Below are 24,928 nucleotides of genomic sequence, written 5' to 3'. Positions count from 1 at the left end.
TCCGGTGTCGGGGTGCTGACACCTCCTCTTCCGGCGTCCCCGCAGGTCCGGATGCAGGGACCTCAGCCGGGGGTGGACAGCGAGACGGCGAAGTCGCCGTCCGGGTCGGTCCACCAGTGCGTCGTCCGCAGGCCGGCCGCCGCCAGCTCGGCCTCGACGCCCTCCCGGCGGAACTTCGCCGACACCTCGGTGCGCATCTCCTCGCCCGCGGCGAAGCGCACGGTCAGGCCCAGCGCCGGCACGGTGACCACCTGCGCGGTCCGCGCGCGCAGCCGCATCTCGATCCACTCGTCCGCCGGGTCCCACACCGCGACGTGGTCGAACGCCGCCGGGTCGAAGTCGGCGCCGAGCTCGCGGTCCAGCACCCGCAGCACGTTGCGGTTGAACTCCGCGGTGACGCCGGCGGCGTCGTCGTAGGCGCGGACCAGCCGGCCGGGGTCCTTGACCAGGTCGGTGCCGAGCAGGAAGGAGTCGCCCGGCGCGAGCGTGCCGGCCAGCTCGGCCAGGAACGCCGCCCGCGGGCCGGGTTCGAGGTTGCCGATCGTCGAGCCGAGGAAGGCCACCAGCCGCCGCCCGCCGCGGGGCAGCAGGCCCAGGTGCGCGGTGAAGTCCCCGACGACGGGGTCGACGGCGATGCCCGGGTACTCGGCGGTGACCGCCTCCGCGGCGGCGGCGAGCACCGACGGGTCGACGTCGCAGGGGACGAACCGCCGCAGCGTGCCGGCCCGGGTCAGCGCGTCCAGCAGCAGGCGGGTCTTCTCCGACGTGCCGCTGCCCAGCTCGACGAGCACCCCGGCGCCGGAGGCCGCGGCGACCTCCCCGGCGTGCGCGGCCAGCACCGCCCGCTCGGCGCGGGTCGGGTAGTACTCGGGCAGCCGGGTGATCTCGTCGAACAGCTCGCTGCCGCGGGCGTCGTAGAACCAGCGCGGCGGCAGCGCCTTCGGCGTCGCGGTCAGCCCGGCGAGGGCGTCGGCGCGCAGCGCGGCCGCGACGTCGGCGGGGGCGAGGTGGCGGGTCGTCGTCACGGGTCTCCTCGGCTCGCGGGCGGGTCAGGTCAGCGGGGTGACGGTCAGGCCGTCCGGGGTCACCTCGACCAGCGAGCGGTCGGGCACGTCGGTCCACGCGGGGTCGTCGTCCCAGGGCTCGCTGGCCACCGCCGTCCCCTCGGCGGTGACCAGGGCGGAGAGCGTGTCGCCCCAGGTCGTGGCCAGCAGCCGGGTGCCGTCGGCGGCGAGCAGGTTGAGCCGGGCGGCGGGGTCGGCGGCGGCCACCTCGCGCACGGTGTCGCCGAGCCGGTCCGGGCCGCGGGAGAACACGAGCGCGGCCAGCAGCGCGCTGTCCACCGTCGACTCGGCGTCGCGCACCGGCGGGAGCACCGCGCGGTCGACCCGGCCGTTGTGCGACAGCAGCCAGCGGCCGTCGGTGAACGGCGCCGCGGCGCTCTCCTCCAGCGGCATGCCCACCGTCGCCGAGCGGACCGCGGCCACCACGCACCCGGACTCCAGCACCGGCGCCACCGAGGCGAACGACGGGTCGGCCCACAGCGGCCGCGCCGAGCGCCACCGCACCGGCTCCGCCCGACCGGGGGCGAAGAAGCCGACGCCCCAGCCGTCGGCGTTCACGGTGCCGTACCGCTGCCGCCGCGGCGCCCAGGACTGCACCAGCAGCGACGACGGCGGCTCGAGGACCAGCGAGGCCACCGACCGCGGCCGCCCCAGCCAGGCGAGGTGACGGCACACGGTCAGGCACCCGCCTCGTCGACGTCCCACGCCAGCCGGATGCCGCTGAACACCTGCCGCCGCACCGGGTGGTCCCAGTTGCGGAACGACGGCCGCAGGATGGAGGGGTCCACCGCCCACGAGCCGCCGCGCAGCACCCGGTAGTCGCCGCCGAAGAAGGGCGCCGAGTAGTCGGCGTAGAGCATCGGCGTGAACCCGGGATAGGCCTCGAAGCCCGACGACGTCCACTCCCAGACGTCGCCGACCGCCTGCTCCACGCCGTACGCCGACGCACCCGCCGGGTAGGCGCCCACCGGCGCCGGGCGCAGCGCCGACCCGCCCAGGTTGGCCAGCGCCGGCGTCGGGCCGCCGTCGCCCCAGGGCCAGCGGCGCCGGCGGCCGGTCGCCGGGTCCCACGCGGCGGCCTTCTCCCACTCCGCCTCGGTGGGCAGCCGGGCGCCGGCCCACGCCGCGTACGCCTCGGCCTCGAAGAACGTGACGTGCTGGACCGGCTCGTCGGGCGGGACGTCCTCGAGCACGCCGAAGCGGGTGCGGGTGCCGCCCGGGCCCCAGTACAGCGGCCGCTCGAGCCCGGCCTCCTGCCGGTGCGCCCAGCCCCGCGGCGACCACCAGCCGGGGGTGTCGTAGCCGCCGTCGGCGACGAACGCCGCGTACTCGGCGTTGGTCACCGGCACCCGGCCGATGCGGAAGGCGGGCACGTCGACCACGTGCGCGCCGCGCTCGTTGTCCAGCGCGAACGGCTCGTCGGCGGCGTCCACGCCCATCACGAACGGCCCGGCGGGCACGGGCACCGACGTCCCGGCCACCCCGGGCCGGCCGGCCGGCAGCGGGCCGCCCGTGCCCAGCACCGGCGGACCGACGCGCAGCCCGAGGGTCTGCAGCATCGTCTCGGTGTGCTGGGCCTCGTGGCTGACGACCATCGCGACGTCGAACGGGTCGTCGTCCGGCCCGGCGCGCCCGATCCGGTCGAGCACCCGGCCGCGCACCTCGGCGACGAACGAGCGCGCCTCCACCGGCGGCAGCAGCGGCAGCCGGTCCCGGACCGCGCGCGGGTGGGTGAAGGCGTCGTAGAGCGCCTCGACGGCGGGCGGGAGCAGGCCGGCGCGGCGGGCGTCGCCGTGGCGCAGCAGCCACAGGTCCTCCTGCTGGCCGACGTGCGCGAGGTCCCACACCAGCGGGCTCATCAGCGGGCTGTGCTGGCGCAGCAGCTCGGGCTCGTCGAGGTCGGTGAGCAGCAGCGTCCGCTGCCGGGCGGTCTCCAGTTCGCGGGCGAGCCGCTCGTGCGTCGTGCTCACGGGTGCACCTCCGGGTCGACGGGGGCGGTCCCGGTGGCGGTCTGCGGGGCGGTCTCGGTGGCGGCGGCCAGGGCGGCCGCGGGGCCGCCGGCGCCGGCGGCGCCGGCCAGGACGTCGCCGGGGCCGCGGCCGCGCCCGGCCAGCCCGGCGAGCGCGGCGACGTCGTCACGCAGGTCCGGGTCGACGGCGGGCAGCGCGGCGGCCAGGCAGCGCACCGCGGCGGCGCGCAGCTCCGGGTCGGCCAGCCCCTCGCGGGCGGCGCGGGTCCAGGCGCCGGCGACCGGCGCGGTCGCCTCGGCGGCGGCGTCGGCGGCGGCGGGGTCGTCGAGCAGCGCCGCGGTGACCGCGGCCAGCGCCGGCCACCACGGCTCGGGGGCGGCGTCGAGGTAGCGGATCTCCAGGTAGCCGCGCAGCCGCACCGGCGGGAACAGCGTGGACAGGTGGTAGTCCAGGTCGGCCGGGGTGGGCCGGCGCCCGCCCAGCGGGACCGCGCCGGTCACCCAGTCGGCGAAGCAGGTGCGGGTCAGCACCGGCTCGGCGTCGCCGGTGTCCGGGTCGCGGACCAGCATCACCGGCGCGGCCAGCGCGTACGCCGCCCACTCGCCGGCCGGGTCGGCGCCGCCGAGGATGGGGCCGCAGCGCGCCTGGTCGAGGGCGCCCCACACCTGCTGCCGCGACGAGCGCCAGCCGGTGACCCGCCCGCCGAGCAGCGGCGAGCACGCCGAGACGGCGACCAACACCGGGCCGAGCTGGTGGGCCAGCGCCACGCGGCGGCTCCACCCGCTGCGCGGGCCGGCGTCCAGGTTGACCTGCAGCGACGCGGTCGCGGTCATCATCGCCGTCCCGGCCGGGCCGCAGCCGACGGCGGTGAAGTGCCGCTCCATCGCGCGGTAGCGCGGCGCGGGGCTCACCCGGGCCGGGCGGCGCAGCGGGTCGGCGCCCACCGGCGCCAGCCCGAGCCGGCGCGGGGCCAGCGCGGCGGCGAGGACGGCGCGGTCGGCGCGCAGCGCGGCCACCGCGGCCGCGGCGCCGGGCAGCGGCGGCCCGGACAGCTCGACCTGCCCACCGGGCTCCAGGGTCACCCGGCTGCCGCCGGGCAGCGGCGGCACCCCGGCCACCGCGGCGCACACCCGGTCCCAGGGCACCCGGGCGGCCGGGGCGTCGAGGTCGACCAGGTGCGCCTCGAGCTCCAGGCCGACCCGGCCGACCGGACCGGGCCGCAGCGCGGTGGCGGCGACGGTGGCGACGGCGGTCTCGAGGTCGAGCGCGGTGCGCTCCTCGACGGCAGGGCCCACGGGGCCCACCCCCTCCAGGTCCGGACCGGTCGCGAACGACCGCGGGTCGGTGCGGGGGCGGCCTCGCGCAGGGGCCGTCCTCGGCTGACATCCATGCACTACACGGCGCCTGTGACAACCCCCGGGGCCGGAGGACGCACCGCGCCGTCGTCCGGTGTTCGCGCGAGGATCGTCCGGTGGATGCCCCCCGGGACCGGGACACCGCGGGGCGGGCCCGCAACGCCCGGCCGCGCGACGCCCTCGGCCGCCCGCTGCCCCGCGGCGCGGTGGGCGAGGAGCGCGCGCCGGAGGGGGTGCCGCGCACGCCGGACGAGGCGCTGACCGAGGCGCAGCGGCTGCTCGACGCCGGGCGCCCGTTCCACGCCCACGAGGTGCTGGAGGACGCGTGGAAGGCCGCGCCCGAGCACGAGCGGCAGCTGTGGCGCGGGCTGGCGCAGCTCGCCGTCGGGCTGACCCACGCCGCCCGCGGCAACGGGCGCGGCGCCGCCCGGCTGGTCGAGCGCGGCGCGGGCAACGTGGCGCCCTACGCGACCGCGCCGCCGCACGGGATCGACGTCGCGGGCCTGGTGGCCTGGGCGCGGGAGCCGCTCGCCGCCGACCGGCCGTTCCGGCTGCGCGGCCGGGACTGACCCCACCGGGCGCGTCCGCGGACGTGCACGGTGGGTCAGCCGTGCTCGGCCAGCAGCGCGCGGGCACGGGCGGCGAACGGCGCGAAGCCGAACGCGTCGCAGATCTCCAGCGCCCGCCGCAGCTCCGCCGCCGCGCCCGGCCGGCCGAGCAGCCCGAGCACGCCGCCGCGGTAGAGCGCGGTCGGACCGAGGACGGTCGTGCCCGCCCACAGCACCACCACGGTGTCGCCGTAGCTCTCCAGCGCCGGCAGCTGCGCGGCGGCGAGGTCGCGGTCGCGCAGCTCCAGGGCGGCGTCGGCGAGCAGCACCGCCCGCACCGGCTCGCGGGCGCCGTGCGCGGGGAACGCGAGCCACCGCGCGACGACGGCGTGCGCCTGCTCCCGCCGCCCGGCCTGGGCGTGGGCCAGCGCGAGGACCGACAGGAACCCGGCGTCGACGGTCGCGGCGAGGTCGACCACCTCGGGCACCAGCGCGCCCATCCGGCGCTCGTGCCAGGCGGCGATGCCCTCGATCGTCTGCCGCGACATCCGGGTGACGTCGGCGGCGGCCGGGGAGGTGGTCGGCGCCTCGCGGACGGCGGCGTCGGCCAGCCGGCGGGCGCCGTCGGCGTCGCCGCGGGCCAGCGCGAGCCCCGCGGACCACCAGGCGTCCAGCTGCAGCAGGTCGCCGTCGCCGCGCCGGGTGGCCAGCTCGGTGAACCGGCGGGACACCGCCGCGGCCTCGTCGGCCTGCACGGTCTCGGTGAGCGCGCAGCGCAGCAGGTGCAGGGCGGTGGCCTCGGCGGCGGGGTCGCCGGCCGACTCGCGCAACAGCGCCCGGGCCAGCTCCACCCGCTGCGCCGCGTGCGCCGGCGTCCAGTCGGCCACGAACCGGGCCACCCGCGCCCGCGGCCGCGCGGACGGGACGTCGCCGGCCGCGGCGAGCGCGCGGTCGGCCAGCTCCCGGCCGCCCGCCTCGCCGGTGGAGGACCGCTGCACAGCCAGCGCGGCGAGGACGGCCGAGGCCAGCTCCGGCGGCAGCGCGTCGGCGCCGGCCGCGGCCTCCTCCAGCAGCGCGACGTCGGTGGCCGCCGGCGCGCCGACCGACGCCCAGTAGCCACCCAGCCCGCCGCCGGCGGAGGCGACGGCGGCGCGGGCCAGCCGCGGCGCGTCGCCGATCCCGCGGGCGAGGTCCGCCGCCGCGCGCAGCGCCGCGCCGCTCTCCTCCAGCAGCCCCAGCCGGCGCAGCGCCCGGCCGCGCAGCAGGTGCAGGTCCGCCGCCAGTGCCGCCTCCCCGGGCGGGACGTGCGCGAGCCCCCGGTCGGCCAGCGCGGCGGACTCCTCCACGCCGGCCCGGTCCAGCGCCTCGCGGGCGGCCCGGAGGCACGCGCGGGCGGCCACCGGGTCCGGCCCGCCCGCCGCGGCCTCGCTGCGGTGCACCGCGATGGCGCCGGCCGCGGTCGCCGCCGCGGGCCCGGCCTCCAGGACGTCGGCCGTCCGGCCGTGCACGCGCGCCCGCTCGACCGGCCCGAGGTCGGTCAGCAGCACCTCGCGCACCAGGTCGTGCGCCACGCGCACCCGGCCGGGGGAGGTCTCGACCAGCAGGCCCGCGGACAGCGCCGTCGTCACCCCGCCGTCGTCGCCGGACACGACGGCGGCCAGCAGGCCGACCGGCACGTCCCGGCCCGCGACGGCGGCCGCGGCCAGCGCGTCGCGCGCGGGCGCGGGCAGCGCGGCCAGCCGCAGCCGGACGACGTCGCGGACCCCGGCCGGCACGGCCTCCCCGGCCGACGGCGGCAGCGCGGCCAGCTCGGTGACGAAGAACGGGTTGCCGCCGGTGCGCTCGGCCAGCGCGGCGACGACGGCGCCGGCCGGGGCGTCCCCGCGCAGCCCGGTGACCAGGTCGGCGACCTCGTCGGCGGCCAGCCCGGCCAGCCGCAGCCGCCGCGCGCCGGGCAGCCGGGCGGCCAGGCCCAGCACGCGGGCGAGCACCGGGTCGGCGGTGGCCTCCTCGCGGCAGGTCACCGCCAGCAGCAGCCGGCTGCCGTGCAGCTGGGACAGGACCACCTCGAGCACGTGCAGGGAGTCGCGGTCGGCCCACTGCAGGTCGTCGAGGACGACGAGCAGCGGCCGCTCGGCGGTGAGGGCGTGCAGCCGGCGGGCGGTGTCCAGGCCGAGGGCGAAGCGGGCGCCGGTGTCCGCGCCGAGCGCCGCCTCGGGCAGTCCGCCGAGCACCTGCTGCCAGGGCCAGTACGGCGGTGCGCCGCCGATCTCGGCGCACCGCCCCCAGCGGACGGCGGCCCCGGCGCGGGCGGCGAACGCCTCGACCAGCCGGGTTTTGCCGATGCCCGGCTCGCCGGTGACGACGACGGCGGTGCCGCGGCCCGCGCCCGCGGCCGCCCACGCCGCCGCCAGCGCGGCGAGCTCGCCGGGCCGGCCGACGAAGCCGTCCCCGGCCGGCTCGGCCCGCGGCGCGGGCACGGCGGCGGGTGCCGGGGTCCGCGCCGGGCCGGCCAGCGCCGCGTCCTGCCGCAGGACGGCGGCCTCGACGTCGCGCAGCTCGGCCGAGGCGTCCAGGCCCAGCTCGTCGGCGACCCGCTCCCGCGTGCGGCGCAGCACGTCCAGCGCGTCACCCTGCCGCCCGGCCCGGTACAGCGCCCGGGCCAGCAGCGCCGCGGTGTGCTCCCGCAGCGGGGCGACGGCGGCCGCCGCGGTGAGGTCGGGCACCAGCTCCGCGCCCGCGCCCAGCGCCAGCCGGGCCTCGGCCAGCCGCTCGACGGCGACCAGCCGCAGCTCCTCCAGCCGCGCCACCGCCGGGACGACGCCCTCCACGTCGGCGACGTCGGCGTAGGGCCGGTCCTGCCACAGCGCCAGCGCCTCGGTGAGCAGCCGGGCGGCCTCCCGGTCGTCGGCGGCGGTGCCGGCGGTGACCAGGTCGGCGAAGGCGTGCGCGTCGACGGCGGTGCGCGGCAGGACCAGCGCGTAGCCGTCCCCGCGGGTGACCAGCACGGCGGCGTCCCGGGCGCCGCGGCCGGGGTCCAGCAGCCGGCGCAGGCGGCTGACGTGGCCCTGCAGGGTCGTCGTCGCGGTGGCCGGCGGGCTGCCGCGCCACAGCCGGTCGGCCAGCGCGGCCGCCGGCACGGTCCGGCCCTCGGCGGCGGCCAGCAGCGCGAGGACCTCGGCGGGCCGGCGCCCGCCGAGGTCCACCGCGGCGCCGTCGCGGAGCAGCCGCGTCGGCCCGAGCACGTCCAGCCGCAGGTCCACGGCCGGGGAGGGTAGGTGGTCCGGGCCCTCCCGGGCTCAGGCGGCTCGCGTGCCGCCGTCGGGGGACCGGCGCAGCGGCGCGACCCGCCACCAGCCGAGCGCGGCGAGCAGCAGCGTGACGGCCCCCGCGGCGCCGGTCTCCGTGGAGAACCACTCGGTGGGCCCGCTGTCGGCGGTCAGCGGCGCGAGCACGTGGTAGAGCAGCGCGTTGAGCACCGCGTGCGCCAGCACGCCGGGCCAGATGCCCCAGCGCAGCTGCATCGAGGCGAGCGCGGCGCCCAGCGAGGTGGTGCCCACGGTCAGGCACAGCAGCGCGAACGGCACCGGGATCCCGGCGGGCGCGCCGCCGAGGAAGAGCACCAGCGGCCAGTGGAACAGCGACCAGGCCAGCCCGCTGACCAGGACGACGGTGCGCGGGCCGGCGACCTCGGCCAGGCGCTGCACCAGCAGGCCGCGCCAGCCGACGTCCTCGGCGAGCGCGAGGGCGACGTAGGGCAGGACCAGCACCGTCAGGCCGAGCGCCACCGTCGGCGTCAGCCCCTCGGAGGCGAAGCCGGCCAGCCCGGTGGCCCACAGCAGGCCGCCGGCGGCCAGCGTCGGCAGCAGGGCCCACAGCCAGGCGGTGCCGAGGCTGCGCCACGACGTCCGGCGGAAGCCCCAGCCGGGCCGGCGCAGCGTCCCGGTGGTGACCAGCCGGGCGAGGACGGCGGCCACCAGGGGGATCAGGGCCTGGCCGAACAGCAGCGCCTGGACCAGCGGCGGCTCCTGGTCGACGTGCGCGACGTCGGCGTCCGCGGCCGCCGCGACGGCGGTCGTCAGGGTGAGCAGGCCGGCGGTGGCGCCGAGGAAGACGCCGATCTCCCGCCACGGCGACGGCCGGGCCGCGGGCGCGGCCGGCGGCGCGGCCGGCGGCGCGGACGGGGACGGGGACGGGGCGGACAGGGACGGGGCGGTGCTCATGGCGGCTCCAGGGGAGGTCGGTCTCGATCGGCGCCCACCGTCGGAGCCGGTGCTGGTCGGGGACTGGTCGGCCGCTGGCGGGGGCGGGACCAGCGGCCCACCAGCGCGCGGGCGCACCGTGCGGGGCATGGAGCCGCTCGACGCCGTCCCCCTGCCCGGCCCTCCCGCCGCCGAGGCGGTGACCGTCCCGCCCGGCTGCCCGCCGCGCCGGCTCGTGGCCCGCGGCGCCGACGTGGTGCTCGTCGTCACCGCCGGCCGCCCGCTGGTCGCGGTCGGCTCCGCGCCGGCGCGGCCGCGCCCGCCCGGCTCGGCGGTCGTCTGCCCGCGGGGCGTGCCCTGGTCGGTGGGCGGCGGGGACGCCGCGGCGCGGGTGGTCGTCGTCGCCGTCCCGGCCGGGCCGCAGGCCGCCCTGGCCACGCTGCTCGGCCCGCCGCCCCTCGACGGGGCCGCGCTGGTGGCGGCCGCCGCCGACGGCGGCCTGGAGGTCGTGCTGGAGCCGGTTCCCGGCGGCTGACGCGGCGCGCGCCCGGCGGTGTCACGATCGGGGTGTGAGCAGCGACACAGCAGCGGACCCGACCGCCCTCGGCGAGCCGGCCGCCGTCCCGCGCGGGCCGGTCACCTCGGCCTCCTACTCGATCACCGTGCGGCTGACCGCCGACGGCGACCCGGCGAGCATCGGCCGGATCGCGACGGCGGTGGGCGAGGCCGGCGGCGCGGTGACCGCCATCGACGTCGTCGACTCCCGGCCCGACGGGCTGACCGTCGACGTGACCTGCTCGGCCGCCGACGCCGCGCACTCCGAGGAGATGGTCACCGCGCTCGGCGCCGTGCCCGGGGTGGCCGTCCGCAAGGTCAGCGACCGCACGTTCCTGCTGCACCTCGGCGGCAAGCTCGAGGTGGCGTCCAAGGTGCCGCTCAAGACCCGCGACGACCTGTCGATGGCCTACACGCCCGGGGTGGCGCGGGTGTGCCTGGCGCTGGCCGAGCACCCCGAGGACGTGCGCCGGCTGACCATCAAGGGCAACACCGTCGCCGTCGTCACCGACGGGTCGGCCGTCCTGGGCCTGGGCGACCTCGGGCCCGGCGCCGCCCTGCCGGTGATGGAGGGCAAGGCGGCGCTGTTCAAGCGGTTCGCCGACATCGACGCCTGGCCGATCTGCCTGGACACCCAGGACGTCGACGAGATCGTGCGCACCGTCGAGCTCATCGCGCCCGGCTTCGGCGGCATCAACCTCGAGGACATCGCCGCGCCGCGCTGCTTCGAGATCGAGGCCCGGCTGCGCGAGCGGCTCGACGTCCCGGTCTTCCACGACGACCAGCACGGGACGGCGATCGTGGCGCTGGCCGCGCTGCGCAACGCCCTGCGCGTGGTGGACAAGCGGCTCGCCGACGTGCGGATCGTCGTCGCCGGGGCCGGCGCCGCCGGGACGGCGATCGTGCACCTGCTGCTCGCCGCCGGCGCCGGGCAGGTGCTCGTGTGGGACCGCGAGGGGATCCTCTCGCCGGACGACGAGCGGCTGTCCCCGGCCAAGGCCGACCTCGCGCGGCGCACCAACCCCGCGGGCGTGCGGGGCGAGCTGCCCGACGCGCTGGCCGGCGCCGACGTGTTCATCGGGGTGAGCGCCGGCAACGTGCTGCCGGTGGAGGCGCTGGCCGCCATGGCCGAGCGGGCGGTGGTCTTCCCGATGGCCAACCCGACGCCGGAGGTCGACCCGGTCCGGGCCCGGCAGCACGCCGCCGTCGTCGCCTCGGGCCGGTCGGACCTGCCCAACCAGATCAACAACGTGCTGGCCTTCCCCGGCGTCTTCCGGGGGTTGCTGGACGCCCGCGCCACCGAGATCAGCACCGGGATGCTGCTGGCGGCGGCCGACGCGCTGGCGGCGATCGTCCGCGACGACCAGCTCAACGCCAACTACATCATCCCGAGCGTGTTCGACCCCGCCGTCACGCAGGCGGTGGCCGCCGCGGTCGCCGACGCCGCCCGCGCCGAGCCGGGCGCGACCGCGACGGTCACCGACCGGACGTCGTTCGTCGGGTGAGCGCCGCGCGGACGGGCACCGCGCACTTCCGCGGGAGTGCACACGTCCGGGGACGACGGGAGGCGGCGACGGCGGGGATCATGGCCGGGTGCCCGAGTTGCCCGAGGTGGAGGCGCTGGCCGCGTTCCTGCGCGAGAACGCCGTCGGCCGGGTGGTCGCGCGCGCCGACCTGACCGCGCTGCAGGCGCTCAAGACGTTCGACCCGCCGCTGTCGGCCCTGGCCGGGCTGGAGGTCACCGGCGCAGCCCGGCACGGCAAGTTCCTCGACCTCGACGTCTCCGGGCTGCACCTGGTCGTGCACCTCGCCCGCGCCGGGTGGCTGCACTGGCGCACCGGCCTGCCCACCGCGCCGCCCAGGCCCGGCAAGGGGCCGCTCGCCCTGCGCGTCCACCTCGACGACGGCAACGGCTTCGACCTCACCGAGCAGGGCACCCGCAAGAGCCTCGCCGTCCACCTGGTCCGCTCGCCGTCGGAGGTCCCCGGCATCGGCCGGCTCGGCCCCGACGCCCTCGTCGTCGACCGCGAGCAGTTCGCCGCGCTGCTGGCCGGGCGGCACGCGCAGCTCAAGGGCACGCTCACCGACCAGACCGTGCTGGCCGGCGTCGGCAACGCCTACTCCGACGAGATCCTGCACGCCGCCCGGCTCTCGCCGTTCAAGATGGCCGACAGGCTCTCCGACGACGAGCTGGTCCGGCTGTACGACGCGCTGCGGGCCACGCTCACCGACGCGCTGGAGCGCCAGGTCGGCCAGGCGGCGGCGACGCTCAAGGGCGAGAAGCGGTCGGGGCTGCAGGTGCACGCCCGCACCGGCCTGCCGTGCCCGGTGTGCGGCGACACCGTCCGCGAGGTCAGCTTCGCCGACACCTCGCTGCAGTACTGCCCGACCTGCCAGACCGGCGGCAAGCCGCTGGCCGACCGGCGGATGAGCAAGCTGCTGCGCTGAGAGCGGTCCCCGGTCCGGGCCCGAGGAGGTCCTCGCCCGCTGGCCGGACCCGGCGCGCTCCTCGCCGGCTGCGACGAGGTCGTCCCCGGCGCCCTGGCGGTGCTGGACCGGCACGGCCGGCAGGTCCCCGGCGACGTCGCGGTCGCCGGGTCCGACGACGTCCCCGTCGGGTCACCGGGCTGACGACGGCGACGCACCCGGGAGAGCGGATCGCCGGCGCGGCGGTGCGGGCCGTGCCCACCCGCGCCCGGCTCACCGGGGCGACCGCCGAGGGGACGGTGTTCCTCCCCCCCGGAGCCGGTCGTGCGCCGCAGCGCCTGGGCGTCAGCCGGCCCGCAGGGCCATCAGCCGGGAGAGCACCCGCGCGAGCACGGTGCCGCTCACGCCGGCGGCGTCGTGCGCGCCCGTGCCGGGCCCGGGCGAGCCGACCGCGGTCCACCAGTCCTCCAGCGGCGGCGGCGCCAGGACGTCGACCCGCTGGCCAGGCCGCGGCACGAGCACCTGCACGTCCGAGCGCCCGGCAGCGGCGAGCAGCCGCTGCACCGGCTCGTCCCAGCGGTGGAAGGCGAGGTTGAACGTGGCCCAGTGCACCGGCAGCAGCACCCCGCCGCCGAGGTCGCCGTGCGCGCGCACCGCCTCCTCGGGGTCCATGTGGATGTGCGCCCAGGCCTCGTTGTAGGCGCCGATCGGCAGCAGCGTGAGGTCGAAGCGGCCCAGCCGGGCGCCGATGCCCGCGAAGGCGGGGGTGTAGCCGGTGTCGCCGCCGAAGAAGACGCGGTGCCGCGGCCCGGCCACCACCCACGACGACCACAGCGTGGTGTCGCGGGTGAGGTAGCGGCCGGAGAAGTGCCGCGCCTCGGTGCAGGTGATCGTCAGGTCGCCGACCGTCGTCGCGCCGTCCCAGTCCAGCTCGACGACGCGGTCCTCCGGCACGCCCCAGTGCCGCAGGTGCACGCCCACGCCGAGCGGGACGACGAACGGCGCGTCCTGCTGCTCGACCAGCGCCCGCACCGTGGGCAGGTCCAGGTGGTCGTAGTGGTCGTGCGAGACGAGCACGGCGTCGACGCGGGGGAGGGACTCCACCGGCGCCGGCGGCTCGTGCAGCCGGGTGGGGCCGAACACCGGCGACGGCGAGACGCGGTGCCCCCACACCGGGTCCACCAGCACGCGGGCGCCGTCGACCTCCAGCAGCACGCTCGAGTGCCCGAACCAGGTGACGGCGAGCTCGCCGGCCTGGGCCGGGACCTCCGGGCGGGCCAGCGGCACCGGGCGGGCCGGCAGGCCGACGTGCCGGTCGTCGTGCCACTGCCGGAGCAGGCCGCGGCGGGCGTTGGGCGGCGGCAGCGTGGGCGTGGGCAGCGTGTTGTGGAACTTCCCGTGCGACCACTGCGGCGAGCCGGCCGCCGTGGGCCGGATCTCCCGCCGGCCGGCACCGATCGCCGTGGGCAGCCCCCACAGCGCGCGGGCCAGCCAGCCCGCGGGGAGGGCCAGGGCGGCGGCGGTCAGGGCGGTGCGGCGCGCTCGGTCTCGGCGCAGGGCGGGCGACGGCACGACGTCCATGTTCCCAGCCGCGCCCGGGCGGCCGCCGCGACCCGCGTCACCGTCCCGGTCGCCGTACCGTCGGCCCCACGGCGAGGAGGAGGCGGGATGTCCCAGGAGGAGGTCCGGCCGGGCCCGGCCGGCGGTGCCGGGCCGGACGACGAGGGCGGGGACCCGGCGTGCTGGCTGGCGCGGGTGTGCCCGGCGTGCGGGCGCATGGCCGACGAGGACCCGCCCACCCGCTGCCCCGCCTGTGGCGAAGAGCTCGAGCCGGCCTGACGCCGTCCTGGCCCACCGCGGAGCGTCCTGGCCCACCGCGGAGCGTCCTGGCTCACCGTCGACACCGAGCCAGGACGCGGCACGATCAGCTCACCTGATCGTGCTCAGCGGCCGGCGGCGAAGTCGGCCAGGGCGCGGCGCAGCGCCAGGCCGTGCCGGTCGGAGCGCACGTGCAGCTCGTCGCGCGCCGACAGCGGCAGCCCGGTGCTGGCCAGCTGTGCCTGCAGCTCGAGGTCCTCGGCCAGCGCCCGCTGGGTGCGGGCGACCTCGGCGGCCACCACGTCCGGCCCCGGCAGCGGCTCGCCGTGCCCCGCGCGCAGCAGCACGCACGCGTGGACGCGGGTGGAGTCGGCGTCCTCGGGCTGCAGGAGGAACAGCGTCGTCGTCGCCGCGCCGGAGGCCGGGGACTCCAGCCGCCGCCGCAGCTGGAACGGCGCGCGGTGGACGGCGGTGGCCACCGTCGCGCCCTGCTCGCGCACGCTCGTGAACCCGCCCGGCTCCGGCGTCACCTCGGGGGCCGGCGCGCCGTCCTCGGGATCGCCGTGCACGAACGGGCCGTGCGTGGGATCGAGGAGGGCGTCGGCCAGCGGCCCGGCCGGGCCGGCCGAGCGGACCGGCGTCAGCCAGCCGCGGACGAAGCGGCGGTCGCCGTCCTCGGGCAGCTCGAGCGGGACGTCGCGGGGCTCGGCCGGCGCCAGCCAGACGACGCCGAACCGCTCGCGCACGCCCCACGCCGGCGGGTCCGCCGACAGGCCGTCCGCGCCGCGGGACAGCGCCCACGTGCGGCCGAGCAGCCGGACCTGCAGCCAGCCGCCGGGCCGCAGCTCGCGGGACAGCGCGACCGGGTGCCAGGCGTGCTCCAGCGACGGGTCGAGGTTGCCGAACACCGGCCCCGGCGGCGGCCCGGGGGCCGGAGCGGGCTCGGGCACCGGCTCGGCGGCGGGGGCCGGCGGGAGGGCGACGACGGTCCGCTCGGGCGCGAGCCAGACCCAGCCGTGCCGCTCCTCCACCGCCCACGGCACCGGCAGGTCCGCCCGCGGCGGCGGGCTGCCGTCGGGCCCGAGGGAGGGGACGTCCACGCAGCGGCCGTCGGCGTCGAAGCGCCAGCCGTGGTACGGGCACTGCAGCCGGCCCCCGACGACGGCACCCGCCGCCAGCGGGACCAGCCGGTGCGGGCACCGGGCCGGGAAGGCGCTGACCTCCCCGCCGGGCCGCAGCCGGACGACGACGTACGCGCGTCCCCCGGCGCCCACCGGCACCGGCGTCGTCCCGACCTCGGTGGCGCGGGCCACCGGGAACCACCCCGTCGACCGTCCGGTCGACGTGCCTGCCGTCGCGGTCATGCCGTCCAGTGCACCGCCGGCGCACTACCGCGGCGTTACGGCGGTCGGAAGCTCAGGTCACGGCTCCGCACCGATAGTCTCGATCATTTCCGACTCAACCGTCGCCGACCTATGGTGAGCGCCGTCACACGTCCGGAACAGGTCGACACGAGGGGGCACAGCCGTGACCGAACCCGCCGAACGGCGGTTGCTGACGCCGGAGGAGTACCGGCAGGCACAGGACTCGCCGGAGTTCACGGAACTGCGCAGGCGCTTCCGGGCCTTCGCGTTCCCGATGACCGTGGCCTTCCTGGCCTGGTACCTGCTCTACGTCCTGCTCTCCACCTACGCGCCGGACTTCATGGCGACCCGGGTGTTCGGCAACGTCAACCTCGGGCTCCTGCTGGGGCTCGGCCAGTTCCTGTCGACGTTCGTGATCACCCACGTGTACGTGTCGCACGCGAACCGGCGCACGGACCCGATCGCCGACGAGATGCGCGAGCGGCTCGAGCACCACGAGTACGCCGCCGGCCACCGCGCCGCCACCGACCTCGGGAAGGGGGCCACGCGTGCCCGTTGACGTGCTCGCCGCCGACGCCACCATCGGGACGCCGGCGCTCAACATCGCGATCTTCGGCGCGTTCGTGCTGGTCACGCTGGTCATCACCTTCCGGGCCAGCCGCAACAACAAGAGCGCGGCGGACTACTACGCCGCGGGCCGCAACATCAGCGGCACCCAGAACGGCCTGGCCATCGCGGGCGACTACCTGTCGGCTGCCTCGTTCCTCGGCATCGCCGGGGCCATCGCCGTCTACGGCTACGACGGCTTCCTGTACTCGATCGGCTTCCTCGTCGCCTGGCTGGTGGCGCTGCTGCTGGTCGCCGAGCTCATGCGCAACACCGCCCGGTTCACCATGGCCGACGTCCTGGCCTTCCGGATGCGGCAGGGCCCGGTGCGCACCGCCGCGGCCATCTCCACGCTCGCGGTGTCGCTGTTCTACCTGCTGGCCCAGATGTCGGGCGCCGGCGGGCTGGTGACCCTCCTGCTGGGGGTCACCGGTGAGGCCGCGCAGGCGCTGGTCGTGGTCCTCGTCGGCGCCCTGATGATCATCTACGTGCTGGTCGGCGGCATGCGCGGCACGACCTGGGTGCAGATCATCAAGGCCTCGCTGCTGATCGCCGGCGCGCTGGTCATGACCCTGTGGGTCCTCGGCGAGTTCGGCTTCAACCTGTCCTCGCTGCTGGGCGGCGCGCAGGCCAACGCGGTCGAGGGCCGCGACGTCCTGGCGCCCGGCGCGCAGTACGGCGCGACCAGCACGTCGAAGCTCGACTTCGTCTCGCTGGGCCTGGCCCTGGTGCTCGGCACGGCGGGCCTGCCGCACGTGCTCATGCGCTTCTACACCGTGCCGACGGCGAAGGACGCCCGTCGCTCGGTGGTCTGGGCGATCTGGCTGATCGGCATCTTCTACCTGTTCAGCCTGGTCATCGGCTATGGCGCGGGCGCCCTGGTCGGCGCGGAGACCGTCCTCGGCGCACCCGGTGCGGTCAACTCCGCCGCGCCGCTGCTGGCCTTCGAGCTCGGCGGCACGGTGCTGCTCGGCATCATCGCGGGCGTCGCGTTCGCGACGATCCTCGCGGTGGTCGCCGGCCTGACGATCACCGCGTCGGCCTCGTTCGCGCACGACGTCTACGCGTCGGTCATCAAGAAGGGCAACGTGCCGCCCAACGGCGAGGTGCGGGTCGCCCGCATCACCGCCGTCGTCATCGGGGCGATCTCGATCGGCCTGGGCATCCTCGCCCTGCAGGCCGGGCTGAACATCGCCTTCCTGGTGGCCCTGGCCTTCGCCGTCGCGGCGTCGGCGAACCTCCCGACGATCCTCTACACGCTGTTCTGGAAGCGGTTCACCACCCAGGGCGCGCTGTGGTCGATGTACGGCGGCCTGATCGCCTGCATCGTGCTGATCGTCTTCTCGCCGGTCGTGTCGGGTGCGCCGGTCAACCCGGCCACCGGGCTGTCCCCGTCGCTGTTCCAGGACGTGGACTTCCACTGGTTCCCGCTGAACAACCCCGGCATCGTGTCCATCCCGCTGTCGTTCTTCCTCGGCTGGCTGGGCACGGTCCTGTCCAAGGAGAAGCCGGACCTGGACAAGACCGCCGAGCTGGAGGTCCGCTCGCTCACCGGGATCGGTGCGGAGAAGGCCGTCGCCCACTGAGAGGACCTCCTGGCCCCCACCCCTCGCTCCGCTCGGGGCGGGACCCTGCCAGGGGGCCGTTCCAGCACCTCACCTGCCGAGGCGCGCGTCCCCGACGGGGGCGCGCGCCTCGCGCGTTCAGGCGGCGCGGGCGGCGGGCACGGCCTCGGGGAGGGCGGTGTCGGGCAGCGCGGCGTCGACGGCGGTGACGGCCGCCGCGGTGGAGGGAGCGGCGCGGCGGGAGCGCCGCAGCGCCCAGCGGGTGACGACGGCGGCGAGGACCACCAGGCCGGCCAGGGCCTCGCGGACCGAGCCGGTGGCGGCGCCGGCCACGGCGACGGCGAGCGCCGCGGCGTAGACCGCCGTCAGGACGACGGCGGGGGTGGGCAGGTGCACGGGGACCTCCGGGGACTGCCGTTCTGGGGCGCGGCCCCGCCGGCCGGCGGCCGGGCTGCGGGAGCCCGGCCGCCGGCGCGGCGACGGCGCGGTGATCGGGAGTTCAGCGGCTCACTTGAGCAGGTCCTTGGCCTTCTGCAGCAGCGTGTGGGCCTCGGTCTGCGGGGTGTCGTAGAGCCGCGGGTCGCCCGGGACCAGCGTCGGGGCGTCGGCCGTCGCCTCGATCGCCGCGGCACGGAACTGGTTGTCCGTGCCGTCGAGCGCGGGGCCGGAGGCCCAGCGGCCGTTGGCGGCCTCGGGGCCGTCGGAGGCCTGGATGAAGGTGTAGCCCAGGTCGCCGACCTCGTCCGACAGCGGGAAGGCCTCGGGCACCGGCAGCCCCTCGAGACCGTCCTCCTTGAGCTGCTCGACGGCGGCCAGCCACTGCTGCTGGTGCATGTGGTCGCGGGTGATGAGGAACCGCAGCATGTCCTTGACGCCCGGGTCGTCGGTCATGTTGTAGAGCCGGGCCACCTGCAGCCGGCCCTGCATCTCGGCGGTGGCGTTGTAGTAGAAGTCGGCCATCAGGTTGCCGGAGGCGGTGACGTACGCGCCGGACCACGGGTTGCCCATCGAGTCCATGTAGGACGCGCCCTGCCCGTTCTGGATCAGGTGCTGCGGGTTGTGCTGGCCGTAGCCGGCCGCGGCCTCCTTGGTGCGGTCGGCCGAGTCCGGCTTCAGCGGCGCGTGGTCGAGCAGCCGGTCGATCATCGTCACGATCATCTCGACGTGGGCCAGCTCCTCGGTGCCGATCGAGAGGAGCATGTCCTTGTACTTGCCGGGCAGGCGGGTGTTCCAGCCCTGCAGCAGGTACTGCGTGGCGACGGTCATCTCGCCCCACTGACCGCCCAGGATCTCCTGCATCTTGCGGGCGAAGTCCGGGTCGGGGCCGTCGGGCTTGGCCTCGTACTGCAGGGCGTGGGTGTGCGTGAACACGGGTTCTCCCTCACTCGGCTTGCGTCGTCGCGCCGCCGCCGCTGCGGCGACACCCCGGATCTGCCCCCGCGGGGTGGCCCGCCGGTGCCGTCCCGTGGCCCTCCGGTGCCACGTCGTCCGGCCTCCGGGCCCCACTCCTCGCGCCGCCTCGCGGGCCGGCTCAGGTCAGGGGACTCGGTCAGGAGGGGGACCTCACCGGTCGGGGAGCTGGACGCAGAGGGTGAGGCCGGCGTCGGAGGTGGCCCAGACGACGGCGCCCCCGAGGTCGTGCGCGTGGCGCTGCACCGACCACAGGCCCAGGCCCGTGAGGTCGACCGGCGGCGAGTCGTGGCGCAGGTACTGCACGACCCGCTGCGGGTGCGCCACGTCCTGGGTGAGCGCCAGCCGGACCCAGCGGTCGCGGTGGACCGCCGTGAGCAGCACCGGGGCGCCGTCGCCGTGCCGGTGGGCGTTCTCCAGCAGGTTGGTGAGGATCCGCTGCACGCGCGCGTCGGCGACGTTCACCCCGGCGGCGCACTCCTGCACCGCCAGGGTGAGCTGCCGCAGCGGCAGCCCGGAGGCGGCCACCGACGCGCGGACGACGTCGCCGAGCCGCCGGCCGCTCGGGGCCTGCCGCGTCGCCCCGCCGGAGGCGTCGGCGGTGCGCAGCATCGAGGACAGGTGGGCGGTCTGCGCGCGGGCCAGCTCCAGCAGCTCCTCGCGCTGGGTGGGCTGGCGGTCCAGCGAGCCGAGCAGCGCCTCCAGCGAGGCCAGCGGGCTGCGCATGTCGTGGCACATCGCCCGCAGCAGCGCGCCCTCCGGTGTGGGTGGCGGCTCCTGGCCCGGCCGCGGGCCGCGGGCGGCGCGGACGACGTGCTCGCGCACCACGCGAGCCAGGTCGGTGAGCAGCCGTCCGGAACCGGACCGGACGGTACGGGGTGTGTCGGGGGCCAGGGTCACGGGCACCTCCGGGTGCGGGGAGCCCGGTGCGCGGACGCATCGGGCCGGGTGAGGAGAGTCGTGGGGTCGACCGACGCCGGGGCTGGGCGTCAGACGTACGTGGACGTGGTCGTGGTGGACGACCACCCGTTGTTCAGCCGGGGGCTGTCCCTGCTGCTCCCCGGTGTGAGTGAGGGCCGGGTGCGCGTGGTGGCCACCACCGACGACGCCTCGGCGGCCGCCGCGCTGGTGCGCCGCCACCACGCGGACGTCGCCGTCGTGGACCTGCACATGCCGCCCCCGGGCGGCGTGCGCGCCATCGCGGCCATCCGGCGGGCCGACCCGGCGGTGCGCGTGGTGGCGCTGTCCGGGCTGGCCGAGGCCGACGCGGCGCTCGAGGCCCTGCGGGCGGGGGCGGCGGGCTTCCTGCCGAAGTCCGCGGATCCGGAGCACCTCGTCCGCCCGCTGTTGTCGGTGCTCGACGGCTGGTCGGTCATCCCCGAGGCCCTGCTGCGCCAGCTGCTCGACGACGCCGCACCCACCGGCGAGCAGACCGTCGCCGACCGGCTGACCAGCGACGAGCGCCGGCTGTGGCGGTTGGTGGCCGACGGCACGAGCACCGTCGACATCGCCACCACGCTGCACGTGTCCGAGCGGACCGCCAAGCGGCTGGTCGCCTCGCTGCTGCGCAGCCTCGGGGTGGCCACCCGCGTGGAGGCGGCCGCGCTGGCCGGCCGCGTCGGCCTCGGCAAGGGGGCCGGCGGCGGCCTGCGCTGAGCGGGCGTACCGCGTGGCGGCGGTCATCGAGCGCCGGGCTACCCGGGCGGATGATCGACACTCCCGCGTTCCGGTGACCTGGCCCCGACGGGCCAGCGACCTCCCCGGTCAGCCGGTCGGGCGGGGCGCTCCCGTGCCGGGCGCCGCGGCCCACGGTCCCGACGCGGCGACGGTGAAGGCCGCGACGTCGTCGGCGGCCATGTCCACCGCGGCGTAGCCGCCGTTGCCGGCGCCGACGCAGGCCACGACGGTGGCCAGGCCCGCGCGCCGCTGGAACCAGGTCTGCCGGACCTGCCAGCCGACGACGGCCCGCCGCTGCAGCACCGCCTGCTCGCGCACCAGCAGCCCGCTGCGCACGCTGAACGAGCCGGGCCCGGTGGCGTGGCCGAGCGCGGCGTAGCGGCCGAGGCCCAGCGGCACGCCGAGCACGGTGAGCACGATCCCGGCGGCGAGCACGCCCCAGAAGCCGGTGAGGAGCGTCAGCGCGGCCCCGGCCGCGGCGACCAGCAGCCCGGTGCCGACCGCGCGGACCACCGCCCGCCGGCGGGCGGCGGGCGGGTGCGGCGTCAGCGGGCCCGGGTCGTCGACCAGCAGGCCGAGCAGCCGCACCGCCTCCGCGCGCGGGCCCAGGGGGAACAGCTGGCCGCGCCGGCTGGCCGCGCCCAGGCCGGTGACCAGGGCGTTGACCCGCGCGGCCCGCACCAGCCGCATGCCCAGCCCCTCGGCGAGGGTGCCGCCGCGGATCCGGTCCACCTCCAGCTCGGTGTGCCGCCGGGTCACCAGCCCGCGGACGGCGACCAGCGAGCCCCCGCGGCGCACCAGCCGGAAGCCCCAGTTGACCACCGCCGCCCCGGCGACCGCCCCGACCGCGAGCAGCACCACCGCGACCACCGCGGTGACGACGAGGACGCGGACGTCGGTGAGGTCGGGGCCGGTCAGGTCGGGGCGCAGGTCCCGGGGCAGCTCCTGCAGCAGCCGCGACAGCGCGCCGACGGCGGCCAGCGGCACGGCGAGGTAGCTTGCGACCAGCGGCGCGTACAGCAGCCAGCGCCGGTCGAACCGGGCCAGCTCCTGCTCGGCCGGCTCCGCCGGCGGCGGGGCGGACGGGTCCGTGCCGGGGGACACCGCCGCGGCCCGCCGGTGGGTGAGCACCGAGGTCCGCAGCCGGTCGCCCTCCGCCCGCGGGACGCCGTCGACGACGACCTCCTCGTCCCCGCCGGTGAGCGTGCCGGCCGCGGCGTCGACGCGGACGCGGACCAGCCCGAACAGCCGGTGCAGCGCCGGCGCCTCGACCTCCACGCCGCGGATCCGGTCGTTGGGCACCGTGCGCACCGACCGCGCGAGCAGGCCGCGCGTGACGACCACCGCGGACGCGGTGTCGAGGTAGGTGGTCCGCCACCACGTCAGCGCGGCGAACAGCAGCGACAGCGCCGTCACCGCCACGACCAGCGCGACGACGACCCCCGGCCCGTCCACGCCCACCGCGGCGACGACGGGGATCGCCGCCGGCACCACCTGCCGGGCCTGGCGGAAGGTGACGGTGTGCACGAGCACGACGAGCGGCGAGGTGCGCCGAGGGGCGGTCGTCTCGGGCGCCGTCAGGACCGGGTCCGTCACGTGGCCTCGTCCCGCACCTGCTCGGCCCGGCGGGCCAGGTCGTCGGCCACCCGCTCGGCGACGGCGACCTCCAGGTGCGGCACCCGGACGGTGCCCTGCGACGAGGCGGTCAGCACCGCGACGCTGGCCAGCCCGTAGAGCTGCTGCAGCACGCCGCGGGTGACGTCGACGGTCTGGATCCGGGCGACCGGCACCAGCGTCCAGGTGCGGCTCAGCCAGCCGGTGAGGGTGTGCACCGCGTCCGCGGTGACCTCCCAGCGGTGCACCCGGTAGCGGATCCAGGGCCGCACCCCGATCGCCACCACCGCGTACCCGACCAGGAGCACCGGCAGCAGCCACCGCAGGACCGGCACCGGCCCGCCCACCGACGCCGGCACGGTCAGCACGAGCGCCGCCACGAGCACGCCGTAGACGAGCGTGCCGATGACGCCCTGGGTGACCCACAGCCAGATGGCCGAGCGCGACAGCGACCAGGCCGGCTCGCGGACCGGGGGCGCGGGGGGAGCGGACGTCACGGCCCGATCCTCCCAGCCCCCGGCGCGGCCGGGTCCCTGCGCCGGGGCTGGGAGGATCGGGCGCATGATGCCCCAGCAGGTCCCGACCGTGTCCGCCGCCGAGGTGCCCGAGGACGCCGTGCTCCTCGACGTCCGCGAGGACGGCGAGTGGGTGGCAGGGCACGCCGAGGGCGCCACGCACATCCCGATGGGCGACGTCCCGGCCCGGCTCGACGAGGTCCCCGACGGCGACCCGGTCTACGTCGTCTGCCGCAGCGGCGGGCGCTCGGCGCGGGTCGCCGCGTGGCTCAACCTCAACGGCTACGACGCGGTGAACGTCGGCGGCGGCATGGGGGAGTGGGAGGCGGCGGGCCGGCCCCTGGTGAGCGAGACCGGCCGGCCGCCCTTCGTCCGCTAGGACCCCGACTCAGGACCTTGGCGCGTACTCCGCGAAACGGGTGCGCAGGTCCTTCTTCGAGAACTTGCCGACGCTGGTCTTGGGCACCTCGTCGATGAACTCGACGGCGTCGGGCATCCACCACTTGGCCACCAGCGGCTTCAGGTGCTCGAGGATCTCCTCCTCGGTCGCCTCCTCGCCGTCCTTGAGGACGACGCAGGCCAGCGGCCGCTCGTCCCACTTCGGGTGCGGGATGCCGACGACCGCGGCCTCCTTGACCTTCGGGTGGCTCATGATCGCGTTCTCGAGGTCGACCGAGCTGATCCACTCGCCGCCGGACTTGATGAGGTCCTTGGTGCGGTCGGCGATGCGGATGGAGCCGAAGGGGTCCATCGCCGCGACGTCGCCGGTGCGCATCCAGCCGTCGTCGGTGGTCAGGACGACGCCGGCGTCGGGGTTGTAGTAGTCCTTCGCGCACCACGGGCCGCGGACCTGCAGCTCGCCGGTGGCCTTGTCGTCCCACGGCTGCGGCTCGAGGGTCTCGGCGTCGACGATGCGCGCCTCGACGCCGAGGAACGGGATGCCGGCGCGGGCGCGCTGGGCCGCCTTGGTCTCGTCGTCGGCGTCGGCGTACCGCTTGGGCAGGACCCCGGAGGAGGCGACCGGGTGGGTCTCGGTCATGCCCCAGGCCTGCAGGATCGGCAGCCCGACCTGCTCGCGGTAGGCCTCCGACAGCGCCTTGGGCACCGCGGAGCCGCCGCAGCCGATGTCGCGCAGCTTGTGCGGCTTGCCGGCCAGGTGCGGCAGCACGCCCTGCCAGATGGTCGGGACGCCGGCGGTGAAGGTGACGCCCTCCTCGACGATGAGCTTCGCCAGCGCCTCGGGCTGCATCATCGGCCCGGGCATGACCAGCGAGGCGCCGGCGGCCGGGGCGGCCTGGGCGATGCCCCAGGCGTTGGCGTGGAACATCGGCACGACCGGCATGGCGACGTCCTGGATGCCGAGGCCGAAGGCGTTCGGCTGCATCACGCCCATCGTGTGCAGGAACGTCGAGCGGTGGCTGTAGACCACGCCCTTGGGGTTGCCGGTGGTGCCGGACGTGTAGCACATCGAGGCGGCGCGGTTCTCGTCCTCGACGTGGAAGTCGACCGGCTGCGCCTCGGCCAGCAGCGTCTCGTAGTCCAGGACGCGCGGGTCGTCGGGGATCTCGTTGTCGCCGCCGTCGTCCATGACGACGACGTGCCTGACCGTCTTCATCGTGTCGACCAGCGGCCAGAACAGCGGCAGGACGGTGCGGTCGACGAAGACCACCTCGTCCTCGGCGTGGTTGGCGATGTAGGTCAGCTGCTCGGGGAACAGCCGGATGTTGAGGGTGTGCAGCACCCGCCCGGTGGCCGGCGCGGCGAAGTACAGCTCCAGGTGCCGCTGGCTGTTCCAGCCGAAGGTGCCGACCCGGCCGTCCTCGCTGACGCCGAGGGTGTCGAGGACCCCGCCCAGCCGGCGGGTCCGATCGGCCCACTCGGCGTAGGTGCTGCGCACCGGTCCGGTCGGGCTGCCGGTGACGATCGTCCCGTCGCCGTAGTGCTGCTCGACGTGCCGGAAGATCGCGTCGATCGTGAGAGGGAAGTCCTGCATGAGGCCGCGCATGGCGGCATCGTGCCAGTGACCGCGCTCACGATCTACCGCGGAGTACGCCGCTCCAGCTCCCTCAGGGCGTCGGTGCCGACCCAGCGGGCGCCGGGGCCGCCCGACCGCAGCTCCCGTGGGGGGGGGGGGGGGGGGGGGGGGGGGGGGGGGGGGGGGTGGGGGGGGGGGGGGGGCGCGCCGCGGGCGCCCGCGCCGCCGACCGGGGCCGCGGCCGGGGCCCGCGCTGCGCCCCC

At 77.5% G+C, this 24,928-nt stretch carries 24 protein-coding genes; 10 read left to right on the top strand and 14 right to left on the bottom strand.

What is annotated here, in order from left to right; genetic code table 11:
• Positions 1 to 62: 62 nt before the first annotated feature.
• Genes egtD through egtA form a run of 4 tightly spaced genes read right to left on the bottom strand, consistent with a single transcriptional unit; the run spans position 63 to position 4,329 of the window.
• Entirely contained in the window at positions 63 to 1,025 is a 963-nt protein-coding gene (gene egtD, locus ACI8AB_RS21325; RefSeq protein WP_456951772.1) for an L-histidine N(alpha)-methyltransferase, read from the bottom strand.
• Positions 1,026 to 1,049: 24 nt separating this feature from the next.
• The gene (gene egtC / locus ACI8AB_RS21320) at positions 1,050 to 1,739 is read right to left on the bottom strand and encodes an ergothioneine biosynthesis protein EgtC (RefSeq protein ID WP_456951771.1); all 690 of its coding nucleotides are present in this window, start codon (positions 1,737 to 1,739) and stop codon (positions 1,050 to 1,052) included.
• Positions 1,740 to 1,741: 2 nt separating this feature from the next.
• Positions 1,742 to 3,034: an ergothioneine biosynthesis protein EgtB gene (gene egtB, locus ACI8AB_RS21315; protein ID WP_456951770.1), complete on the bottom strand. Its 1,293-nt coding sequence runs from the start codon at positions 3,032 to 3,034 to the stop codon at positions 1,742 to 1,744.
• Positions 3,031 to 4,329, bottom strand: a complete 1,299-nt coding sequence (egtA, locus tag ACI8AB_RS21310; RefSeq protein ID WP_456951769.1) for an ergothioneine biosynthesis glutamate--cysteine ligase EgtA — start codon at positions 4,327 to 4,329, stop codon at positions 3,031 to 3,033. Before egtA ends, egtB begins: the two co-directional genes overlap by 4 nt.
• 176 nt (positions 4,330 to 4,505) lie before the next feature.
• Between egtA and ACI8AB_RS21305 the strand changes: the two genes are divergently transcribed.
• Positions 4,506 to 4,958, top strand: a complete 453-nt coding sequence (locus ACI8AB_RS21305; RefSeq protein WP_456951768.1) for a DUF309 domain-containing protein — start codon at positions 4,506 to 4,508, stop codon at positions 4,956 to 4,958.
• Between the two features lie 35 nt (positions 4,959 to 4,993).
• Here ACI8AB_RS21305 and ACI8AB_RS21300 read toward each other — a convergent pair whose 3' ends face one another.
• Entirely contained in the window at positions 4,994 to 8,200 is a 3,207-nt protein-coding gene (locus tag ACI8AB_RS21300; protein ID WP_456951767.1) for a BTAD domain-containing putative transcriptional regulator, read from the bottom strand.
• Positions 8,201 to 8,236: 36 nt separating this feature from the next.
• On the bottom strand, positions 8,237 to 9,160 hold the full coding sequence (locus tag ACI8AB_RS21295; RefSeq protein WP_456951766.1) for a CPBP family glutamic-type intramembrane protease: 924 nt from the start codon (positions 9,158 to 9,160) through the stop codon (positions 8,237 to 8,239).
• Positions 9,161 to 9,287: 127 nt separating this feature from the next.
• Here ACI8AB_RS21295 and ACI8AB_RS21290 point away from each other — a divergent pair, with 127 nt between their 5' ends.
• The 4 genes from ACI8AB_RS21290 to ACI8AB_RS21275 all read left to right on the top strand — a co-directional run bounded on the left by ACI8AB_RS21290 (position 9,288) and on the right by ACI8AB_RS21275 (position 12,325).
• A complete protein-coding gene (locus ACI8AB_RS21290; protein WP_456951765.1) occupies positions 9,288 to 9,674 on the top strand; it encodes a hypothetical protein in 387 nt (128 codons plus the stop codon).
• 34 nt (positions 9,675 to 9,708) lie between these two features.
• Complete coding sequence (locus tag ACI8AB_RS21285; protein WP_387990680.1) at positions 9,709 to 11,199, top strand: NAD-dependent malic enzyme; 1,491 nt, start codon at positions 9,709 to 9,711, stop codon at positions 11,197 to 11,199.
• An 88-nt stretch (positions 11,200 to 11,287) separates the two neighbouring features.
• Entirely contained in the window at positions 11,288 to 12,142 is an 855-nt protein-coding gene (locus ACI8AB_RS21280) for an Fpg/Nei family DNA glycosylase (RefSeq protein WP_456951764.1), read from the top strand.
• Between the two features lie 39 nt (positions 12,143 to 12,181).
• Positions 12,182 to 12,325, top strand: a complete 144-nt coding sequence (locus ACI8AB_RS21275; protein ID WP_456951794.1) for a substrate-binding domain-containing protein — start codon at positions 12,182 to 12,184, stop codon at positions 12,323 to 12,325.
• 141 nt (positions 12,326 to 12,466) lie between these two features.
• Here ACI8AB_RS21275 and ACI8AB_RS21270 read toward each other — a convergent pair whose 3' ends face one another.
• Positions 12,467 to 13,702: an MBL fold metallo-hydrolase gene (locus tag ACI8AB_RS21270; RefSeq protein WP_456951763.1), complete on the bottom strand. Its 1,236-nt coding sequence runs from the start codon at positions 13,700 to 13,702 to the stop codon at positions 12,467 to 12,469.
• Positions 13,703 to 13,789: 87 nt separating this feature from the next.
• Between ACI8AB_RS21270 and ACI8AB_RS21265 the strand changes: the two genes are divergently transcribed.
• On the top strand, positions 13,790 to 13,960 hold the full coding sequence (locus ACI8AB_RS21265) for a hypothetical protein (RefSeq protein ID WP_456951762.1): 171 nt from the start codon (positions 13,790 to 13,792) through the stop codon (positions 13,958 to 13,960).
• 104 nt (positions 13,961 to 14,064) lie between these two features.
• Here ACI8AB_RS21265 and ACI8AB_RS21260 read toward each other — a convergent pair whose 3' ends face one another.
• Positions 14,065 to 15,303, bottom strand: a complete 1,239-nt coding sequence (locus tag ACI8AB_RS21260) for a Rieske 2Fe-2S domain-containing protein (RefSeq protein ID WP_387990666.1) — start codon at positions 15,301 to 15,303, stop codon at positions 14,065 to 14,067.
• Between the two features lie 163 nt (positions 15,304 to 15,466).
• Between ACI8AB_RS21260 and ACI8AB_RS21255 the strand changes: the two genes are divergently transcribed.
• A complete protein-coding gene (locus ACI8AB_RS21255; protein WP_387990663.1) occupies positions 15,467 to 15,862 on the top strand; it encodes a DUF485 domain-containing protein in 396 nt (131 codons plus the stop codon).
• Positions 15,852 to 17,495, top strand: a complete 1,644-nt coding sequence (locus tag ACI8AB_RS21250; RefSeq protein WP_387990660.1) for a solute symporter family protein — start codon at positions 15,852 to 15,854, stop codon at positions 17,493 to 17,495. Before ACI8AB_RS21255 ends, ACI8AB_RS21250 begins: the two co-directional genes overlap by 11 nt.
• A 117-nt stretch (positions 17,496 to 17,612) precedes the next feature.
• Here ACI8AB_RS21250 and ACI8AB_RS21245 read toward each other — a convergent pair whose 3' ends face one another.
• The 3 genes from ACI8AB_RS21245 to ACI8AB_RS21235 form a co-directional block, all read right to left on the bottom strand.
• Entirely contained in the window at positions 17,613 to 17,870 is a 258-nt protein-coding gene (locus tag ACI8AB_RS21245) for a hypothetical protein (protein ID WP_456951761.1), read from the bottom strand.
• Between the two features lie 111 nt (positions 17,871 to 17,981).
• Entirely contained in the window at positions 17,982 to 18,845 is an 864-nt protein-coding gene (locus tag ACI8AB_RS21240; protein WP_387990655.1) for a manganese catalase, read from the bottom strand.
• A 192-nt stretch (positions 18,846 to 19,037) separates the two neighbouring features.
• Positions 19,038 to 19,784: a sensor histidine kinase gene (locus ACI8AB_RS21235; RefSeq protein ID WP_456951760.1), complete on the bottom strand. Its 747-nt coding sequence runs from the start codon at positions 19,782 to 19,784 to the stop codon at positions 19,038 to 19,040.
• A gap of 60 nt (positions 19,785 to 19,844) precedes the next feature.
• On the opposite strand from ACI8AB_RS21235, the gene ACI8AB_RS21230 reads away from it, so the two are divergent.
• A complete protein-coding gene (locus ACI8AB_RS21230) occupies positions 19,845 to 20,540 on the top strand; it encodes a transcriptional regulator (protein WP_456951759.1) in 696 nt (231 codons plus the stop codon).
• A 108-nt stretch (positions 20,541 to 20,648) separates the two neighbouring features.
• Here ACI8AB_RS21230 and ACI8AB_RS21225 read toward each other — a convergent pair whose 3' ends face one another.
• Positions 20,649 to 22,157: a PH domain-containing protein gene (locus ACI8AB_RS21225; RefSeq protein WP_456951758.1), complete on the bottom strand. Its 1,509-nt coding sequence runs from the start codon at positions 22,155 to 22,157 to the stop codon at positions 20,649 to 20,651.
• A complete protein-coding gene (locus ACI8AB_RS21220) occupies positions 22,154 to 22,672 on the bottom strand; it encodes a PH domain-containing protein (protein WP_456951757.1) in 519 nt (172 codons plus the stop codon). Before ACI8AB_RS21220 ends, ACI8AB_RS21225 begins: the two co-directional genes overlap by 4 nt.
• 64 nt (positions 22,673 to 22,736) lie before the next feature.
• Here ACI8AB_RS21220 and ACI8AB_RS21215 point away from each other — a divergent pair, with 64 nt between their 5' ends.
• Positions 22,737 to 23,069 carry a rhodanese-like domain-containing protein gene (locus ACI8AB_RS21215; RefSeq protein WP_387990640.1) on the top strand — a complete coding sequence of 111 codons (333 nt, stop codon included), beginning with the start codon at positions 22,737 to 22,739 and terminating at the stop codon, positions 23,067 to 23,069.
• Positions 23,070 to 23,078: 9 nt separating this feature from the next.
• Here the strand turns inward: ACI8AB_RS21215 and ACI8AB_RS21210 are convergent, their stop codons facing one another.
• Positions 23,079 to 24,695 (bottom strand): long-chain fatty acid--CoA ligase, encoded by a 1,617-nt coding sequence (locus ACI8AB_RS21210; RefSeq protein ID WP_456951756.1) that lies wholly within the window; start codon positions 24,693 to 24,695, stop codon positions 23,079 to 23,081.
• Positions 24,696 to 24,928 lie beyond the last annotated feature (233 nt).

The sequence above is a fragment of the Geodermatophilus sp. SYSU D00698 genome (assembly GCF_054050335.1).
Note: the sequence above shows the minus strand (reverse complement) of the source record. Positions and strands in the feature narration are given on the sequence as shown.